Origin of the sequence: Larkinella arboricola, from assembly GCF_003259745.1 — a bacterium.
Taxonomy (GTDB): Bacteria; Bacteroidota; Bacteroidia; order Cytophagales; family Spirosomataceae; genus Larkinella; species Larkinella arboricola.
The window spans coordinates 254638-274551 of record NZ_QLMC01000008.1; the positions used below are offsets into that span (position 1 = coordinate 254638).

Annotated in this window: 11 protein-coding genes; 5 read left to right on the top strand and 6 right to left on the bottom strand. The window is 50.0% G+C overall.

The window, feature by feature from the left end:
• Positions 1-112 precede the first annotated feature (112 nt).
• From LX87_RS26140 to LX87_RS26155, 4 genes are all read right to left on the bottom strand, one after another.
• Positions 113-2722, bottom strand: a complete 2610-nt coding sequence (locus LX87_RS26140) for a CotH kinase family protein (protein ID WP_170139463.1) — start codon at positions 2720-2722, stop codon at positions 113-115.
• Positions 2723-3106: 384 nt separating this feature from the next.
• Positions 3107-3826 (bottom strand): SGNH/GDSL hydrolase family protein, encoded by a 720-nt coding sequence (locus tag LX87_RS26145; RefSeq protein ID WP_111631257.1) that lies wholly within the window; start codon positions 3824-3826, stop codon positions 3107-3109.
• Positions 3827-4059: 233 nt separating this feature from the next.
• The gene (locus LX87_RS26150) at positions 4060-6924 is read right to left on the bottom strand and encodes a PAS domain S-box protein (protein ID WP_111631258.1); all 2865 of its coding nucleotides are present in this window, start codon (positions 6922-6924) and stop codon (positions 4060-4062) included.
• A gap of 401 nt (positions 6925-7325) precedes the next feature.
• On the bottom strand, positions 7326-7712 hold the full coding sequence (locus LX87_RS26155) for a T9SS type A sorting domain-containing protein (protein ID WP_111631259.1): 387 nt from the start codon (positions 7710-7712) through the stop codon (positions 7326-7328).
• A 254-nt stretch (positions 7713-7966) separates the two neighbouring features.
• Here LX87_RS26155 and LX87_RS26160 point away from each other — a divergent pair, with 254 nt between their 5' ends.
• Together LX87_RS26160 and LX87_RS26165 are read left to right on the top strand one after the other, a co-directional pair.
• Complete coding sequence (locus tag LX87_RS26160) at positions 7967-8935, top strand: alpha/beta fold hydrolase (RefSeq protein ID WP_111631260.1); 969 nt, start codon at positions 7967-7969, stop codon at positions 8933-8935.
• Positions 8936-9008: 73 nt separating this feature from the next.
• Complete coding sequence (locus LX87_RS26165) at positions 9009-10100, top strand: SDR family NAD(P)-dependent oxidoreductase (RefSeq protein ID WP_111631261.1); 1092 nt, start codon at positions 9009-9011, stop codon at positions 10098-10100.
• A 95-nt stretch (positions 10101-10195) separates the two neighbouring features.
• On the opposite strand, the gene LX87_RS26170 is transcribed toward LX87_RS26165, so the two are convergent.
• Positions 10196-15055 carry a putative Ig domain-containing protein gene (locus tag LX87_RS26170; protein WP_111631262.1) on the bottom strand — a complete coding sequence of 1620 codons (4860 nt, stop codon included), beginning with the start codon at positions 15053-15055 and terminating at the stop codon, positions 10196-10198.
• 1570 nt (positions 15056-16625) lie between these two features.
• Here LX87_RS26170 and LX87_RS26175 point away from each other — a divergent pair.
• From LX87_RS26175 to LX87_RS26185, 3 genes are all read left to right on the top strand, one after another.
• Positions 16626-17537 carry a helix-turn-helix domain-containing protein gene (locus LX87_RS26175; protein WP_111631263.1) on the top strand — a complete coding sequence of 304 codons (912 nt, stop codon included), beginning with the start codon at positions 16626-16628 and terminating at the stop codon, positions 17535-17537.
• 97 nt (positions 17538-17634) lie between these two features.
• Positions 17635-18396 (top strand): SDR family NAD(P)-dependent oxidoreductase, encoded by a 762-nt coding sequence (locus tag LX87_RS26180; protein WP_111631264.1) that lies wholly within the window; start codon positions 17635-17637, stop codon positions 18394-18396.
• Between the two features lie 410 nt (positions 18397-18806).
• On the top strand, positions 18807-19088 hold the full coding sequence (locus LX87_RS26185; RefSeq protein ID WP_111631265.1) for a hypothetical protein: 282 nt from the start codon (positions 18807-18809) through the stop codon (positions 19086-19088).
• Between the two features lie 145 nt (positions 19089-19233).
• Here the strand turns inward: LX87_RS26185 and LX87_RS26190 are convergent.
• The coding region (locus tag LX87_RS26190) for a T9SS type A sorting domain-containing protein (RefSeq protein WP_146624565.1) at positions 19234-19914 on the bottom strand (681 nt) is incomplete at its 5' end.

The window sequence follows — 19914 nt, forward strand, 5'->3', positions numbered from 1 at the left end:
CAGCCAATCATCTATGCTTCGGCACCCCTGGCCGCAAAAACGGGTCATCAGATAAAGCGACGGCTTTTGCCCAACAACCCGATTTGTACCCGTTCAGGAAGGAAACGCGAACTTATTTTCCGATAAGGATTTTTCTGGTCTGCACGGTTTTACCCTGCCGTAACTGAATCAGATACATGCCCGATGCCCCGGGCAGACTTACGGACTGCCGCTGATCACCCACACCACCAACCACCTTCCGGTACCAACGCCGACCCGTATCATCCAGCACCGACAACTCGCCCGGCGGGCCGTCATTCAGCCGATACTGCACTTCAAAGTTTCCATTTGAGGGATTCGGCCAGACCGACAGCCCTTCCCCCGACTCCACACTCGCTACCGGACACATTAACGCTTTGGGGGCCCAGTTTAACACATACGTACTGTTCTGCACCTCGGCACTGATCTGGAACGTTGCTCCGGTTTTGATGCTGGCCGGGGTTGTAAAACGATAGCCATGCATACCGCTTCCTTTCCCGGTATCTTTCAAATCCTGCCGGTAAAGATTGGCCTCAACGGTTCCAATGGATTTCCCATTGGCAAAAAACTCCACCATCAGGGGCGTATTGGGTTTGCTGCGATCCCAGACCCAGCCCTGTATACTGCTACACCCTACGATGTCGAGATACCCCTCGAAGTTACCCGTAACGGAGCCCGGCGGGGCCGGATGGACTGTTAACGGCACGAATGCCGATGTGCTGGCGCTTTTACTATCGGTGGCGGTATAGGTCAAACTATAGGTGCCGCTGACGGTCGGCGTTCCGGCAATCTGGCGGCTTGCGACCGTAAAGTTTAGCCCTTCCGGTAATCCTTTGAGGGAATAGGTTAACGGGTCGGTATCGGTAAAGGCTGGCAGGGTGGCCGCAAAAGCCGTATGCACCGTCGTCTGCAATGGACTCAGGACCGGTGCCCGGGGCGGTTGATTGGCTGGCGGAGCAGCGGGCGAAACCTTTACTTCGACGGGAGCCGAAAACGGACTCTCACAACCGGCTGCCTGCTGGCACTTGGCGAAATAGCCGGTGGTAATTGGTGGGGTAACCGAAATCTGCGATCCGGTTTGCCCGGTATTCCAGATAACGGTATAGGCGCAGCCGGTGGCTTTCAGCACGGTAGACTGGCCGGCGGTGAGTGACGCCGGAGTTGCCGTTACGGTCGGAGTCGCCGGTGTCGTGCACTTCGGCAGTGGAAATTCCGAGAAGTATTTATCCAGCAACAGAAGCCGCCGGTCGATCCAGTCATGAATATAGTCCATATCGTGCATCCGCAACGAAGAGGCCCATTTCAGGTTTTCGCGGGCGTAGGCCCCGTTGTTGTTCAGCAGGTTAAAGCTGTCGGTGAAATTTTTCTTCAGACTAACCGCCGAGAATTCATTCTGCCGCAGGCTGAACCACCGCTGGCGCATCCGGCCTTTGTAATCATGCGGATTGGTTGAAAGCAGGCGGTCGAACAGACCATTGATCAGGACGCCCATATCAGGATCGATTTCGTGAATATAAGCCCCGTTCCAATACCCGAATGTGCCGTCCAGATCCCAGGGAATAAATAGATAAGGCTCTCCCTGCTTGTAGCGAGCGATGAACTGGTTATTACCGATGTTATCTTTTGCTCCGGTAACGTTCAGAAAGAGAAAATAATCGATCATGTTATCGAGGTTCAACCGGCTGGGAAAGCCCGCTTTCAGTTTCGACGGTTCCTCGGTGACGACGAAATTCACAAAGTCGTAAAGATTATTCCAGTAAGGCTCTTTCGGATAATCCATTTCGTACTCCGCCCAGACCACGGAATTCGGGTCGTAAAAAGGAAAATTCTTATCCGAAAACGTTGTAGCATCCGACCAGCCCGACGCTTTGTACAACTCCCCGTTTAGCTCTCCCTGATCCCCGGTTTTCTTCAGCTTCAACTGCTTCCGGTCCATGTCTTCACCCAAACCGTAGATACCGATATACGAACCGTTCAGAAAAACATCGCAATACCGCGACCGGACGGCCGACAGGGCTCCCGGTTCCCCGTCCGGAAAACCCGGTTTGGAATAGTATAAGGTATGAATCCGCTGCCAGAGTGACCACGAAACGGCGCTATTCAGACGCAACGGCTCGCTATACAGCGCCTGCAACAGCCATTTGCTGTCGTTGCGCATCCCCAGCAAAGCCGTCTCCAGTTCTTTGCTGCCGGTGGCGTCTTTCCAGAGCTGCATGTTGTACGATCGCTTGGGATACGTCCGTGAGAGGTTGCCCCGGACCCGAATACCCATGCTGGCGCTGAACGGCTCTCCGTCCGTCTCGGTCACGACCACCGACCCGGGTGTCCGATCGTCGGACTCGCTGATCACCGCATTGCTGTTTGTCCGGATGTGAACAAGGGGAAGTTTGGTAAAGTAAAGTTTATACGTTTTTCCACCAATGTCGGTCGCGTGGTATTCGGTTCCGACCCTAATAGAACCAAGGCTCGGCGACAGTGTGTAGGTTTTGTCGAGAACAAGGGTTGAAGCCGGTTGTGAGGCTGAAACCGTTGGTATGGAGTTGCAGACAATCAGACCCAGGCTATGATCGACCTGAAACCGTCCGGCGGGCAGGCTGATGGATGGGGGTATTCCCTGCGCCTGTGTGTGGCTGGCTAACGGCCCGAAAAACCCGACCATTACCAGTAAAACAAGGACGTTGCATCGAGAGAAGATGTTTTTCATAGTGGCTCTGGTGTTAATAGATACTATGTAAATAAATCCGATTGTATGCATGCCGCGGGTGGCAGGCACTCTTTAAAAACCGTTCCCCTCAACGGGAAAACCGGTGGCTACCCCGTTCCGCTTCCTTTTCCAGCGTATACGAAGGCGGCAAATTGGGGTGGGTAAAAACAGCAGAAAAACGGCTATAACAAGCCATACACCCGGCGCTCCTTTTATAATCAGCTAATAATTAACTAATTAATAAACAAAGATGCCTATAAGCCGGTATAATAAATAATTATATGATCGTAACTTACTGAGTGGAAATGCGAAAAGCCGTTGACGTGATATCAGACAGGCTATTTCTTAGGTAATGGCCGGTAAATCGGCCGGGGTTGCGAAGAGTTACTGATGGGTTAAAACCGATATGCTTTGTAGAATGCGCTCCGCTACTTTCTGATTGCCCTTCTGGTTGAGGTGCAGCTCGTCTACCCGCAGGGAACTCGGCACAATGTCGTAAGTATGATCGACAATATCCTGCATTTGGGCCGGGTCGTACTGAGAAAGCAGATACGCGTGGATGTTGACGTAATGATCTCCATAGGTTTTATACAAATCCCCGTTCAGCTTCATGATCGACTGATGCCGTTGCGTAAATACCTGCTCATTCTCGTCAAAATCGCCGTTGATCATCCCCAGCACCAGATACCGGTCGTGGCCCAAAGCCGCTACCATCGAGGCAATGTCGGCTTTAATCTGCTCCGGATGTAGCAGATTGTTCCGACCAACCCAGATAATGGTATTGTATGAATGTTTTTCCTTGTCCGCCAGCATCCGCTCAGTGACCTGGCTGCTGGTCTGGCCCGATATGCCTTTATTAATATATTTATAGGTCGTTCCCGTTAACTTCTCCAGTTCGTCCAGGTACGTAGACGTGCTGGGGCTCCCCTCGGTTAAGCTATCGCCCCAGCCGACAATGTATTCGGAGCGGGAATCATCAGGTGCCACTTCATTACCGGATTTGCAGCTACCGGCCGTATACATAAGCAACAGTACACTCAGGCGGGTGAGAAAGAAAGAGATAAAAGCCGTTTTACGTTTGGTAATCTGCCGAAGCCTGATCATGCCGATCCTGTGGAAATAGATAAAAAGTCAGTGGGCTTCACGCAGCGCCGGTTGGCATACTGAGGTTTCAGCCGTTTTATAAACGGCTAATCAGACCCGAAATTGTATGGATGGATGGGTGGCAGGAAAACCCGCCAGCCGTCCGGGCCCCAAAATAATTCCAGCCAGTGGCCTGATTAGCCAGGTAAACACGGCGTCCCGAACGTTGCTGGCTCAAGCGGTCAGGCCGTCGGTCAGTCGGGAATTTTACCGTTTAAATAAGCCTCCATGACCGACCGAATCACCGGCATTTCGGATTCGAGCACCTGAATGTACTGATCCATCAGGGGAGCAATTTCAGCCATGCCTTTTTTATCGGCAATCAGCGTTTCCGTCGTCGTGATGAGCCGCGCGGCTTCGGTCAGCCCAAACGTCTGAATAATGGCTTTCTGCGTATGAATCAGTCGTTTAATCGCCATCAGGTCGTCCTCAGCCATGAATTGTTTCAACTGTTGAATTTCATTCGGTGTTTGATGCAGAAATAACGTCATCATTTCTACAGCAAAGTCCATATCATTTCCCACCGCATCGAGCAGCGGGTCCACCGAAAAACTGGGAGCCGGTGGGGTGTAGTTTGGTTTTTGATTGGGTGTCATTGTTGATATACCTGGTAAATATTTTCTGATAATCCGCTGCAATTCCTCAATCTGGAATGGCTTTGGAATAAAATCATTCATCCCCGACTGAAGGCATTGCTCGCGTTCATTGGCCAGGGCATGAGCCGTCATGGCAATAATCGGCACCTGTTTTTTCAATGTCGCTCTCACATGACGGGTCGTGGTATAGCCGTCCATGACGGGCATCTGAATGTCCATCAACACCAGATCAAAGTCGGTTTTCTGAAGCAGTTCAAGGGCGATCTGACCATTCTCGGCCACCTGCGCCGTGTAGCCCAGCCGTTTCAGCACCTGTAAGGCCAGCTTCTGGTTCATGACATTATCTTCCACGACCAGAATGTTCACCTCCCGGTCGGTCGGTCCTGCCTCTCCATCCAGCAACACGGCATCGTCTACGGACTGGTGCGGGGCTATTTTATACGGTATTTCGAGCGTAAAGCAGGAGCCTTTTCCGGCTTCACTCGCTACCGTAATCCAGCCGCCCTGCATTTCAGTCAGCGATTTGACAATGTTCAGACCCAGCCCGGTCCCACCGTAATAGCGGGTTGTAAAATCGCTGGCCTGCCGGAAGCGTTCAAAAATATGGGGCAGAACGTCTTTTTCCATCCCAATTCCTGTATCCTCCACCGCGAACCGAATCCGGGCCGACTCGCCTTGTACGTCCGTTTTTTCAATCGATACCGTTACCCCGCCGTGTTTGGTAAACTTGATCGCATTGCTGAGCAGGTTCAGCAGGATTTGCGTCAGCCGGGTTGGATCGCCCAGCACAACCGGAGGCAAATCCGGGTCGGTTTTGATGCGGAGAGACAACCCCTTGTCGCGGGCCGAGGCATCGAGCATGGTCCGGATCGAGTCCGCCAGCGAACAGATACTGAACGGAATGCTCTCAAGCGGCAGCATCCCCGCTTCAATCTTTGAAATATCAAGAATGTCGTTAACAATGGTCAGCAGGTTTTTACCGGCCGTCCGCACGTAGTCAACGTACTCTTTTTGCTCAACACTCAGCCCCGTCGATACCAGCAGGTTCGAAAAGCCCAGAATGGCGTTGAGGGGCGTCCGGATTTCGTGGCTCATATTGGCCAGAAACTGCTTTTCGGTATGGCGGGCATCTTCGGCAATCAGTTTAGCCTGAGCCAGTTCCTGCTCCAGTTGCTTCCGTTCCGTGATGTCGTAGTGAATTCCCATCGACCCCACTACATTTCCCGCTTCGTCCAGAATCGGAGCGCCACTGATGATGGCCCAGATGCGGGAACCGTCTTTGCGTTTAAGCTGCATCTCGTAGGAATTGGCTCCCCCTTCACTCCGCAGCTTCTCCTGCCGTGCCTGAAAGGTTACAAACTCATTGGGTATTAGCAGATTGTCGGCCCGCTGCCCAATCAGTTCTTCCTCGGTATAGCCCACCATATGGCAAAACCGGTCGTAGGCCCGCCGGATGACCTGGTTATTGTCCACCTCCAGCAGCCCCAGTTCCATCCGGTCCATGATGCCCCGGTATTTTTCTTCGCTTTTGCGGATCTGCTCATTGGCCCGGTACTTCTCGGTAATATCCGTATACTGCCAGAGATGCCCCCGGTATTCTCCCTCCAGAAAGATCGGAATGTAGTTCCGTTTTAAAATCCGACCGTCTACCAGCTCAAAAACCTCGTTAATAATGGTTTTCTTTTGATGGACAGCCTCATCCGTTTGCCGGGTAAACAGGGCTGGCCCGGTAAACAGTTCGTCAGACGGGTTAGCCCACTGGCTGTAATCCGTTCCGATCAGCTCATCAGGCGTCAGTTGAATACCGAACAAATCGCAGTATAACTGATTAACCAGAATCACTTTCCGGTTTTCGTCCTCGACCAGAACGCCGGTTTGCAGGTTCTTGATGAGCGAGGTTAACCGGGCCTGTGTGCTCCGAAATCTATCTTCGTTGACAATCCGGGCGGTAATATCGCGGGCCACGGCGACTAATTCCAGCTTTTGTCCGCCTTCTTCAATCACCCGTACGGTCTGGCCAATCCACAGTTTCCGCCCATCTTTCGTCAGGACCGGAAATTCGGTATACATACCGGATTCGCCCGTTTGCAACATATTCTGGTAGAAATCCGCCACCCTTGCGCGCCACTCCGGCATGATCAGATGAATGAAATTCAACCCAATGATTTCGGCTTCTGAATAACCCAGACACGATTCAACCACGGGATTGACAAACGTAAAAAACCCGTCGAGTGTCGTGGTAAAGATGATATCCTGCACCGACTCGATGACGTGGCGGTAGAGGTTTTCGCTTTTAGGAATCTCCCTGACGTTACCGTAAACCGCTCGCGTCTCACCTAGTATCTGAAGTTGCTCGTTGGCATCCCGAAGCTGCTGTTCCCTTTCTGCCAGAACAGCCTCCGCCTGTTGACGGGCTTTTTGTTCCAAACTGAGTTGGTGTTCAAGCTGTTCTATCGAAGGCATAATACGTTCTGATAATGATCACCCCGACCGCCGGACACGATAGCAGAAAATCCTCTGGTAACAAAGGGTTTTTGATCGTTCCCAAACCAGTTTCCACTAATCAGTAAATACTCAAATCGATTACGCCGTATTTGTATCACTATTTCTTCCGTTAGAGATCGACTAACTATTTCGTTGCAGGAGCGGGTAGGAACTTTCAGAATAAAGAAAGCAACAATTATGCCGTACCGTACAATAAACCTGGCCACAAACCGCCTTTTCCGGAGAGGAAGACTCTCTTCATAGACAACGCTAAAACCAACTGAATCTGTCTGATAAATTAAGGACTTTTACCGGGCTTAAAAACAAAAATCCGACTTTTCAGCCGGACTTTTTCAGAACCAGGAAAATTTAATCGTCTATTAATTCATACTCACCAAACGGTGGGTATATACGACAGGTGTATTAGTTTCCAGTTTTACGGTTTTGACTTCCGTATAGTTACCATCCGAAATTTCAACCTTGTAAACGCCGTCTTCCAGATCATTCAGGTCAAAACGAAGATTTGAGGCTTCGCTGCCTTTTCCCAGCTTTCTCGTAACCAGTATCCGGCCCGTATGGCTGAGTAACTTGATGTTTACCTTACTGTCTTTTTCTTTACTAACGTTTACACCGACTTTCATGCTGTTGATCATCGGATAAACGGCCGACTGGAAAGTGGCTTTGGCTTTGTCACCGTTATCGGCGGCAAACGTCTGGGTGGCAACCAGGGTGAGGGCAATGAGGGCGGAGGCAAATAGAGTTTTCATCGTATTGTTGTTTGCGTGTTAAAGGATGTTCGGTTTTTGTTGTTTACTGTTCTTTGTTGTTTCAAAGGTAACAACCTCCTAAGGTACCTTGCTATACATAGTACTTTAGCGGTTTAAAAACCGGGTCAGTGGTTACCGGGCTGGATGAATAGTATACCGGCTTTCGGTAAAATAGCTTCTGATGGAGGTTTTATCCGATTTGCAAACATCTCAACCGGCTGAACGTTGGTAGGTTTAACAAACTTCCTTTTGTTATGCGACTCCTCAGCTTCCAGATTCTGGCCTGCCTGGGCCTTCTTTTTCTGCCTTCCGTCCTTGTTGCTCAATCTACTGGTGTCGACTATCCTTATCCGGTGCAGTTTCTTTCCCTGAACATGGAGTCCAAACCCGTCCGGATGGCTTATATGGATGTCAGACCCGCGCAACCCAACGGCAAGACGGTTTTGCTGCTGCACGGTAAAAACTTTAACGGGTATTACTGGCAGACCGTGATTCGCTGGCTGACGGCCAACGGCTACCGGGCCATCGTTCCCGACCAGGTGGGCTGGGGAAAGTCGTCACACCCCGACATTCATTATAGCTTTCACCGGCTGGCGGCCAACACCCGGCACCTGCTCGATACGCTCGGCATTCAGAAAGTAACGGTTTTAGCTCACTCTATGGGCGGTATGCTCGGCACGCGGTTCACCCTGATGTATCCCGAAATCGTGGAGAAGCTGGTGCTCGAAAACCCAATTGGCCTGGAAGATTACAAGACGTTTGTTCCGTACCAGACCATTGAACAGCAGTTTCAGAAGGAGAAATCGGCCACGTTCGAATCCTATCAGCAGTACCAGAAAAGCTATTATCCCGTCTGGAAACCGGAATACGACGACCTGGTGCAGGTGCAGGCCAGCGACCTGAAATCGCCCGACTTCAACGCCATTGCCTGGTCCAATGCCGTCACCTACCTGATGATCTATGAACAGCCCGTCTGTTACGAGTTTAACCGCCTGAAAACCCCTACCCTGCTGATTATCGGGCAGGAAGACCGCACGGTCGTTGGCAAGAATCTGCTCTCCAAAACCGAACAGGCCCGGCACGGTTTATACCCCGAACTGGGCAGGCAAACCGTTAAGCAACTGCAATCGGGCAAACTCATCGAGCTAGACGGCGTGGGGCACATTCCGCACATTCAGGCACCCGAACGATTTCTGAAGGCGCTGGGCGATTTTTTGAAATAAGCCAAAATTATTTCTAACCATCTGACCCGTTGGGCAGTTAGAATGAAACGGATGAATCAACCACTCACACATCATGACTAATCAGGAAAATAAATCAGCGAAAACCGCCTTGATCACGGGTGCCTCCAGCGGCATCGGCTATGAGCTTGCCAAACTATTTGCCAAAGATGGCTACAACCTCGTACTCGTTGCCCGAAGCACCGAAAAACTAAACGAACTGGGCGGCCAGTTTTGGGATGAATACGGCGTTGAAACCGTAGTGATTACCAAGGATTTGTCGAAAGAGGATGCCGCCCGGGATGTTTACAACCAGGTCAAAGAGAAAAATATTACCGTCGATATTCTGGTCAACGATGCCGGTGTTGGTACATACGGCCTGTTCGCTACCGAAACCGATTGGGAAAAGGAAAAATCGCTCATCCACCTGAACGTACTGACCACGACGCTGCTGACCAAGCTTTTTCTGAAAGACATGGTTGAGCGCAATGAGGGTAAAATTCTGAATCTGGCGTCGATTGCATCCATCACTCCCACGCCACTGATGGCGGTTTATGCCGCTACCAAAGCATACATCTACAATTTTACCCAATCCCTGATCAACGAATTAAAAGACACGAACGTCAGTGTGACGGCCCTGCTGCCGAACGCAACGGATACTGATTTCTTCAACAAAGCCGGTGCCACGAATGCGAAGGTAACGGACAACCTGGACGATGCCGTCGTGGTGGCTAAAGATGCCTACAACGCCCTGATGAAAGGAGCGTCCAAGGTGATTCCCGGCGGTTTGGGTAACAAAGCGCAGGAAATCATGGCGTATCTGACTCCGCAGGAAACCCTCGCCCAGATGATGCGGAAAAATATGGAGCCGAAAAATACGGCTCAGACCGAAGAAAAAAGCAACAAAGCAGCCTGGGCCTGGGGAATCGGTATTGCAGCCGTTGTGATTGCCGGAGCCGCCGTGGCACTGGCTTACAACAACAGCAATGTCGTGGATAAAGCCCGGTATCGGTACAAGGCCGGTAAACTAAAATCCGGTGCGGATGATGTTTACACCGATGTAAAAGATGCTCTCCTTAGCGGGCTTGACAATGTGAAAGACGCCGTTGCTACGGCGAAAGAAGTGGTTGCCAAAGCCCGCGAAACCTTTACAGAAGCCGTATCGTAAGCTAAAAAATATAATAAGCAAAACCGCCGGTCAGCGCAGTTGGCGTTTTTACGCTTCCTGCCCGACCGGCGGTTTTTGTTTTAACTATTTACGGCTTACTGGCCTTTTACCACTTTGAATCGTTTGGCCTGCTTGCCCTTCCCTACCTGTATCACGTACAGACCCGGTACGAACTCACTGCCTAAGTGAATCTGCTGATCCGATTCCACATCGTCCAGTTGCAACACAACCCGACCGTAAGAGTCATAGACAACCACGGGCAGTTTGCCTTCCTCCCGGCCTTTGATTTGCAGATTGAAAGACCGTGTGAAGGGGTTCGGATACGTCCTGATCGACATCCCTGCCGTTTCCGCATTGCCAAACACGCTCAGACGACCAGCCGGAGCCTGGTCAACCACACTGAAGTTTACCGTTAAGGGCGTACCTGCCGTACCCGTTGCACTGGCTCCCGTATAGGGGGTTACCGTCAGCGTATAGCTGCCTACTGCGGGCGTCCAGCTGTTGTAATTTCCGTTGCTATCACCGAATAACGCATACGGGAATCCGGTTTCCGTCTGGGTACGGCTTTGCTTGCCGCTCAGGACCATCTTCACCGAGCCCACCGGACTGGGGTTGGTATTCGCCCGGATGTTCAGGCTTTTGCTGGGCAAGGCAGCCAGATTCAGGACCTGTCCTTCAGTCAGGATCAAAATTTCCTGTTCGTCGTTTGCGTTCATCAGGCTAAAACTCACCACCTGCTGAGCAGCGGCTACCGGGTTAACTTTCACCGTCAGCTCGTCAAAGGCTGTAGCATTCTGGTTATCGGTTACCGTCAGCCGGAACACATACGTACCCGCTACCAGGTTGCTGGCCGTCAGGGTGGCGGCATTACTGTTTGACAGCGTAGCCGTTGCCGGACCGCTTTGCTGCGTCCATTTGTAGGCGGTAATGCTGCCATTGGCGTCGGAACTGGTTGATCCATCCAGCGTTACGCTGTTCGTGGGCAGTGTAATGGTCTGATCAGCACCGGCCCGGGCCACTGGTGCCGTGTTGGACACAGCCTGATCAATCACAGTAAAGCTCAGCGTGAGCGGAGTTCCGGCGGTTCCGGTGGCGCCCGAAGCCGTGTACGGTGTGGCCGTCAGGGTGTAGCTGCCCACCGTCGGCGTCCAGTTCTTGAAGTCACCGTTGGTATCACCGAACAAGGCATACGGCAAGCCATTATCCGTTTGGTTACGGCTTTGTTTGCCACTCAGCACCATGTTGACCGATCCTACCGGGCTGGGGTTGGTATTAACCCGAATGTTCAGATTACGCGAAGGCAACGTTGCCAGGTTAATGGTCTCACCGTTGGTCAGTACTTTAATCTCCTGATCGTTGGTCGCGTTCATCAGGCTAAGGCTCAACACCATCTGCGGAACCGTCACCGTAAACACTTTCTTGTCGGAAAGCGCCGGTAAACCATTGTCCGTAGCGGTAACCGTCAGGCTAAAGGTACCCGTCGTAGTCGGGGTCCAGCTGAAAGCTCCGGTGCTGGGGTTGATGCTGGCGGCAGGAGCGCCCTCAACACTGTAAGTTAGGCTTTGATCCGAATCGGGGTCAGTGGCCTGCGCCGTGAAAGTCAGGGCCTGGCCAAGCGTAGCGGTCTTGTTGCTAATCGGAGCCAGTACGGGCGGTTTGTTAGCCGGGGTTGCTTCGCCGAGCAGCACGATAGACAAATCTTCATCCGTGTTACTGATGGTTAATGTAGATACTTTATCTCCCTCTGACACCGGATTGAAGCTAACCTGTACATCTACTGATCCCTGCGCCGGTATGACAAAAGGAACCGGGTGATCCACCTTAAACTCAGAGCCTTGCGGGAAGCTGGCTGACGTAACAACAATCGCTTGATTACCACTGGTATTTGACAGTTTAATAACCGTCGTGCGAGTCCCGTTAACCGGCACCGGCTCCAGCACTCGGCTTGAACCCGCGTCGGACGAGATCGAACCTGGCGTAATCTGCGTTACCGTCGGCGTTGTCGGTTCGCCCTTGAAGTAAACTTCCTGCTCGCTGATGGCGCTGCTTCCCTGCGCACCAGAACCGGCTGCCACGTAGACACCGCCATTATTGACGATTACCTGAGTTGCGTGCCGACCTTTCTGCATGTTGGCCAGTTTCTTCCAGATACCGGTCCCGAAATTCAAAGCCTCCGTTTCAGCATGAGCGGCTGGCTGATTACTTTCTCCACCGATAATAAGCAATTCGCCATCTAGAACCGCAGCCGATGTTCCGGCACGCGGGGTCGGAATTGAATTGGGCAAGGTAGACCATTGACCGGTTGTAAGATCATAGACGTCCACTTCCGGTACAGTCAGTGTAAAGGTCTGATTGGTATTGGCCGACGAACGTCGTCCGGCAGCCGCATACAATTTATTTTCATGAACCACCGCCTGGAAGTGATCGCGTGCGTGCGGTGCGTCGGGCAGTGTCCGCCAGATTCCAGTTGCTGGGTCGTACTCATCAAACCAGGCGACATAGCCGTTGTTGTGTCCTTTCGTATTGCCCCCAACGATATAAATCTTCTTGTTATAGACAACTACTCCAGCACTTCCCCGGCGCCGACTCTCTGGAATATTCGGACCTACATACCATTTATTGGCTTTGGGGTCATAAATATGAACCTGATTGACGGTAGGTTCCTGGGGATAGTTTCCGGAAAGGGCACCCACTACGTAGATCAAACCATCGATCTCAACGGCCTGGAAGTGGTGCATATCAACCGGGGTCTGAGCGGCATTCGTCCAGACCTTCGTGATCGGGTTATAAACCTGTACGGGCTTGATTCCCCGGCCACCAATCAGGTAAAACTTGTCGCCAGCCTGTACATAACCGTTCTCAAAACGGGCGGTTGGTTTCCCCGAAGCGGGAATGATATTCTGCCAGCTACCGGCAACAACCGGGGGAGCAATGCTGATCACAAAGCTGTCGCTTACTGTTCCACCTTCTCCGTCGTTCGCCGTTACTTTCACGGTGATGCTTTCAGGGCCGTCCGCAGGCGGTGTACCATTGAAGCTACGCGTCGCTGAGGTAAAGGTTAGCCATTCCGGCAAAGCCGTGTTATCACCCAGGCTGGCAGAGTAGGTCAGTTCATCGCCATCGGGGTCCGAGAAGGCGTTTGCATCAAACGCGAAGTTGAAATTGAGATCCGCTATAGCGTGCTGATCCGGGATTGCGTTGGCAACAACCGGTGGACGCGGTACCTGATCAATCACGGTAAAGTTGATCGTCAGGGGAGTTCCAGCCGTGTCGGTTGCGGCAGTACCCACATACGGCGTCGCTGTTAATGTATAGCTACCCACTGAGGGAGTCCAGTTCTTGAAGTCGCCGTTGGTATCACCGAAGAGAGCATAGGGTAAGCCATTGTCGGTCTGCGTACGGCCTTGCGCACCCGTCAAAACCATTTTGACCGAACCTACCGGGCTGGGGTTGGTATTAACCCGAATGTTCAGATTACGTGAGGGCAATATGTTCAGATTCAACCGGTCTCCGTTCGTCAGCGTCTTGATTTCCTGATCGTTAGTCGCGTTCATCAACGTAAAACTCACTACCGACTGCTGACTCACCGGCGGAATCACCGAAACCGTGACAACTTCCTGCGCGGTCAGCGCGGGACTTCCGTTATCGGTTGCCCGGATGGCGACGTTATAGGTACCGACCGCCGTCGGCGTCCAATTAAAGACTCCTGTAGTCGGATTAATGCTGGCCTGTGCAGGTCCTGACACGCTGTATGTCAAGGTTTGGCCCGCATTCGCGTCAGTAGCCTGTGCCGTAAACGTCAATGGCTTGTTGACCGTAACGGTTTGGCTGCCAATGGGGGTCAACACCGGAATGGTGTTAGTGGTGGAATTGGTAAACGAAATGACAAAGCTGTCTTCTGACGAGCCACCCTTTCCGTCACTGGCCAGTACCCGAACGGTAACGGGAGTGCTGTTGCCGGGAGCAATACCGCTGAATGTGCGGCTGGCTCCGTTGAAACTCAGCCACGCAGGAAGTGCCGCGTTGTTGGGCAGGCTGGCCGAATACGTAAGCGCATCCCCATTAATATCCGTGAAGGTAGCGGACGGAACCTGGTAGGAAAAGTTTAGTCCAGCCGTTACGGACTGATCGGGAATTGGAGCCGTTACCACCGGAGCGCTATTGCCGGGTACGGCGCCTGCACAGAGCGTTTCGGCATTGGTCAATGATTGAGCCGATGACTGATTCACCGTAGAGTGAAATAACACAATCCGGTCGATCAGGTGGTACGACGCCCGCGCTGAAATCTGTAGCTTGTAAACCCCCGGCGTATTGAACTCCACCTTTACGGGCATTCCGTCCTCGTCGTTGGCAAAGGTATTCCAGGCCCAGACTAGGCCGGGTGCATTGTAAAAAATCTTGAACCAGCCGTCTCCGCCTGACCCAAAGGCTACTGGCGTTTTGCCCGATCCTTTAGGATACACGATAAGACCGTTCTTTTCCGCATAAAAATCGCTGGCGTCTGGAAAACGGAGCCAGGAGTCATTATGCTCATTTCCGGCCGTTCCCTGACCTACCTTATTGCGCCACTGGAATGTGTATTTACCGGTTTTTGTAATTTTAATAGTCGTCTCAATCAGGCCCACTCCCTGGGTATTGAGGTTTTCAGCCTTGGTCCAGCCGATGTAACCGGTTCCGGTATAGTTAGTTACGGTATTGCTTTTCTGCCAACCCGTGGGCAATGTGAGGTTCTCGGCTTCAATGATAACCAGACCATTCTTTTCTTCATAAGGAGTTGGACAGTCAGCCAGAGCGACTCTTGCGTTAGGCAGATTGCCTACTTTAACAGCGGAAATTCTGGTCGCGTTGCCAGGGTCCTTACTGCTATGGCCGGGGCCATCATTGATTCGAGTCCTGGATGATGTCAATAAAGGAGACACCAGCAGCACTAAAAAAAGGTAAAGATAATTTTTCATACAGAAGCACGTAATTAGATAATAACAGGATTAAATAAATGAAACAAAACGAAATTAGTAATCAGATTCTCAAGCGTTAATGAACTAAAAAGCAGGGTCGTTTATCTGTATGACCCCTATGGGTTAAACTAACCTGCCTGTTTTTACTATACTATTTAAAAAGTTGCTAAGTTAAGACACATTACGCCGGGCTGTACGGTGCTGTTGTTCAAGAGTGAGCCAACCGTTTTGGCGCGTTGACGGCCCTTTTTGCATCCAGGCAGAGACTAACGTTCTCATTCTTTTTGGCCGGGGATGCCCCTGCAACTGCATGGTTCTTCATTTATGAAAAAGTTAATTTCTGGCAGAAAAACTTTGTTTGTGCAGTGGATAAATTCGTCTAATTTGTACACGACCAAAAACCTACTTATAGTCTATATATAGTGGTAGCTCCTTGCACCATGTCAGAGGAGATTCTGTTACGATAAATCAAAAATTCTGATTGGCAGCTAACGATCCGAGCAGTTGAAACCACTTCTTATTTCGCCCATAAAAATACCTATTAATTTCAATTTCCAAGTTACATCTAAATGAGCTTTCACCACAAACAACTCCCTATTTATAGGTATATATAATCAAATACCTGTAACAAAGACGACCAATTCTTCTTAAAAAAACGTTCTCACAAACGCCAAAAACCATCATCAACTTATTAAATATCAACACAATACCCAAAAACAGGCAACTACTATCTGTCACAAGGGGCCCTACACTTACCGGAATAAAACTTCTTATATACGAAACGTAAAAATTAATTATACGGCCCTAATTAATTGATTTGGCACCGGATTAATATGTCATCACTTACTTTCAATAATTAGTCACACTACTTCTATAGCCATAATAAACAGCACGACTATTAACTACTCTTTAACTAGACAACTAAAATATTAATTACCAGAATATACATCTTGATATACAATATATTACCATTATATCTACACTCTATTCACCATGATTATCAGACAAAATATCTAAACTATTATATCTTATTTTTTAAAATTAGCCTTAAAACTTGGTCTTTACTGGACAATATGCGGCTCTATAGCGATTAATTATCATACATCGAGTACGGCAGTTAGCGAATTAAGATTTCTTTTATGTGATTGATTGGTTACCTACGTAGTCAAATAATTTCACTGTTTTCCAGATTTCACCTCCCTTTTTTAATCATCGAAGATTTTATTCTGGAAAACCGGAAATTAATTGCAATCTCAATTCACTACCCTTGCCGGGCTTGTTTTAAGAAATAGAGGCCGTTTAGCAGAGGATGAAGTAGAAGTAAAAACCGTCCGAATCCGATAAAAAGGCTTCCGTTTGTCTGATTAATCCAGTTCTTCCAACGATGGCGCTGCCTGCGCTGATACGCAAAAGCGGAGAAAGGCGGTATTTCGAACCCAATGTCACTCTCCTATAGGAAAGCTTATCCAGTCGGAAAGATTTGATCAGCCGCTCGAATATGGTTTAAGCTCACCTACCTGGATAGAACTACACTATTGCCTATATTTGATTTTCGCAAACTCCGCCCGTCATGGAAATCAAAACACTCGAAAGTTTTTATCAGGATACTACCGCGTTACTTCCCGAAGGCATCAATAAGGAAATTGGGCACTTTAACGTCTTTAAAATTGACGAGCTGCACGCGCAAACCCGTAAAAATCTCAAGCCCGCTATGCCTTACAACCGGCGTGCTTATTATAAAATCAGTCTGATTAGCGGTCGAAATCGGGCCGAATACGCCGATAAGGTCATAGATATTGAAAAGAACGCGCTACTTTTTGCGACCCCAAAAATCCCGTATCACTACGTTCCGCAGGACGACAATCAGTTTGGTTATTTCTGCATTTTTACGAGCGATTTCCTGCTTCATAGTAAAAGTGGCGTCGTGCTGGACGAATTGCCGATTTACCATCCCGGCGGCTATCCTATTTTCCAGCTTTCCGATGAAGAAGCCGATGAGATTGCGTATGTTTTTAAGAAAATGTACAGAGAATTGTCATCCGATTATGCTTACAAGTATGATCTGTTGCGAAACTACGTGCTGGAACTCATCCATCTTGGCCAGAAATTACAACCCGCAACGGCCTTATACCCAACCCACAACGCGTCGGCTCGGGTTTCATCGCTGTTCATTGAGCTTCTGGAACGGCAGTTTCCAATTGAATCGCCCCAGCAGAGACTCAGCCTCCGGACGGCTAAGGATTTTGCCGACCGGCTGGCCGTTCACGTCAACCACCTGAATAAAGTTCTGAAGGAAAATACCGGTAAAACCACCACTGATCTGATTAGTGGCCGCATTATACAGGAAGCGAAAATCCTGCTTAAACAAACCGACTGGAACATTTCCGAGATTGCTTATTCCCTCGGTTTTGAAGAAGTGGCTCACTTCTCCAATTTTTTCAAGAAACAGACTTCCTTTGCGCCCTTGTCCTTCCGAGCTTAACCGGCTTTGAATTTTGCAAATGATGGATTGATGCTTGCAAACAGTCCGGCCCTGCACTGCTCTACTTTTGTATCGTCATAACAAATCACACACGACGATGAACAACAGTAAGATTGCTCTGGTAACCGGCGGTAGCCGCGGTCTCGGAAAAAACATGGCCTTAAGCCTGGCTCAAAAAGGAATTGACGTTATCCTTACGTACAACAGCCAAAAAGATGACGCTTTAGCCGTCGTTGCGGAAATTGAACAGGCGGGTCGGAAAGCCGCAGCTCTGCAACTGAATACCGCTGATGTAAAAAGTTTCGACGGCTTTTTCGAACAGTTAAAAACCACGCTGGAAACCACTTTCGGCACAAACCATTTCGATTTTCTGATCAATAACGCCGGTATTGGCATTCACGCTTCGTTTGCCGAAACCACCGAGGAGCAATTTGATCAACTAACGAATATCCACCTGAAAGGCGTGTTTTTTCTGACGCAGAAGGCCCTGCCGCTACTGAACGATGGCGGACGAATTGTGAACGTTTCCAGCGGTCTCGCCCGCTTCGCCATTCCGGGTTCCTCGGCGTATGGAGCCCTGAAAGGTGCCATCGAAGTGCTGACCCGGTATCAGGCCAAAGAGCTAGGTGCCAGAGGAATAGCCGTGAACGTGATAGCCCCCGGAGCTATTGAAACGGATTTTGGCGGTGGTCATGTACGGGATAATACGCAATTGAATCAATGGGTGTCTAGTGTTACGGCGCTGGGCCGTGCTGGCCTTCCCGACGACATTGGTGGGGTTGTAGCCTTCCTTTGTACAGATGATGCCAAATGGATCAATGGACAGCGAATTGAAGTCTCAGGTGGTATGAATCTGTAAGCGGAATCCTATTGTCCGTAAAGTAAGGGCTCTGATTAGGCAGCAAGCGCTGCGCTAGCAGGGCTCTTTTTTCTTGCGGCCTTCTCTTAAAACCGGTACAAATACGCTCGATGAATTTCTGATAAATCTACTGTAAACGTCCAAAATTAAAATTGGATGATCATGTGTTTTTTGCTTTCCCAAAAAACACATTCCTCATTATTTTCAGCTTAACATCGGCTAAGCCTTTATGGGCAAAAACAGTTACCAGGCCGCCTTTTTAATCTTATCACCTCGTAAAAACACCATTTTCACCCCTATCTATCAAATCTTTCCTATTTTAATTATAAAAGGATTGAGTATATCCCGCAAAACATTCGAAAAAGGAATGCCGTTTGTAGTACATATATCCATTAACTCGCGCTTACACCATGGAATATATCATTCTCGGAATACTCGTCCTGCTAGCCACGGTTGTGGCCATCTATAAAGCCAGCTTATCCAGTAGTCGGCTGAAAACTAAAAATAGCCTGATCAACGCCCTGATTAAAGTTTGTATTAAAATGAAGGCTGATCCGGAGCTGGTAGCCATGCTCAAGAAACGCGGTCATGAATTAGACGATGAAGATCTTTTAATTCGGGTTAATTCGTGGCTTTTTACTGATTCAAAACATAAAAAGCAACTTTCAGGCTCGCTCAAAAATTATAACTGAAGGCTCTCCGGTTATCTACAGAGGAATCCCGAACGCTATTTAATCTGATAGTTCCTTCTAGCGAAGGTCCATAAAACATTCGATCTGCTTTTATATAAAAACGGTCCAGGCTCGCACCTGGACCGTTTTTATGACTAAGTACTCCTTATTGAGCCTTTATTACTTTCAGGGTTCGGCTTTGTTCCGGTGTACTAACCCGCAGGATTAATATACCCGTTGCCTGACCTGCTACCGACAACCGTTGGCGCTCCAGCGGAGCCGCTTCATCGATTTGGCGCTCAGTCACCGTCTGTCCCTTCGTATCCAGAATTTGCATTCGCAACGGACGGCCATTCGCTCCCCGCACTTCAAATGCTACTTCATCGTTTGTAATTGGGTTCCCTAACAACATCACCTGAAGCTCACCTGCATCTTCCGCCGACACCCGTGCTCCGGATGCCTGATCGACGACGGTAAAGCTGATGGTCAGCGGCACACCAGCGGTTCCCCCGGCTGAGGAAGCCGTATACGGCGTGCCCGTCAGCGTGTAACTGCCCAAAGCAGGCGTCCAGTTGTTGAAGTTACCGTTGCTGTCGCCAAACAACGCATACGGAACCCCGTTGTCGGTCTGCGTACGCGACTGCTTGCCACCCAATACCATCTTCACCGAGCCCACCGTAGCCGGGTTGGTGTTAGCCCGGATGTTAATATTACGCGTTCCCAGCGTGGCCAGGTTGATCTGCTCGCCATTGCTCAACACCCGAATCTCCTGATCGGTGGTGGCATTGATCAGGCTGAAGCTGACCAGAGTCTGTTGAGCGACCGGAGCCGCCCCTACTGTCACACT

Bases quoted from the DNA above. Each gene is read 5' to 3' on its own strand.
- LX87_RS26180 (WP_111631264.1), top strand. From the start codon at position 17,635: ATGAACAACAGTAAGATTGCTCTGGTAACCGGCGGTAGCCGCGGTCTC.
- LX87_RS26160 (WP_111631260.1), top strand. From the start codon at position 7,967: ATGCGACTCCTCAGCTTCCAGATTCTGGCCTGCCTGGGCCTTCTTTTT.
- LX87_RS26155 (WP_111631259.1), bottom strand. From the start codon at position 7,712: ATGAAAACTCTATTTGCCTCCGCCCTCATTGCCCTCACCCTGGTTGCC.
- LX87_RS26165 (WP_111631261.1), top strand. From the start codon at position 9,009: ATGACTAATCAGGAAAATAAATCAGCGAAAACCGCCTTGATCACGGGT.
- LX87_RS26170 (WP_111631262.1), bottom strand. From the start codon at position 15,055: ATGAAAAATTATCTTTACCTTTTTTTAGTGCTGCTGGTGTCTCCTTTA.
- LX87_RS26185 (WP_111631265.1), top strand. From the start codon at position 18,807: ATGGAATATATCATTCTCGGAATACTCGTCCTGCTAGCCACGGTTGTG.
- LX87_RS26145 (WP_111631257.1), bottom strand. From the start codon at position 3,826: ATGATCAGGCTTCGGCAGATTACCAAACGTAAAACGGCTTTTATCTCT.
- LX87_RS26150 (WP_111631258.1), bottom strand. From the start codon at position 6,924: ATGCCTTCGATAGAACAGCTTGAACACCAACTCAGTTTGGAACAAAAA.
- LX87_RS26140 (WP_170139463.1), bottom strand. From the start codon at position 2,722: ATGAAAAACATCTTCTCTCGATGCAACGTCCTTGTTTTACTGGTAATG.
- LX87_RS26175 (WP_111631263.1), top strand. From the start codon at position 16,626: ATGGAAATCAAAACACTCGAAAGTTTTTATCAGGATACTACCGCGTTA.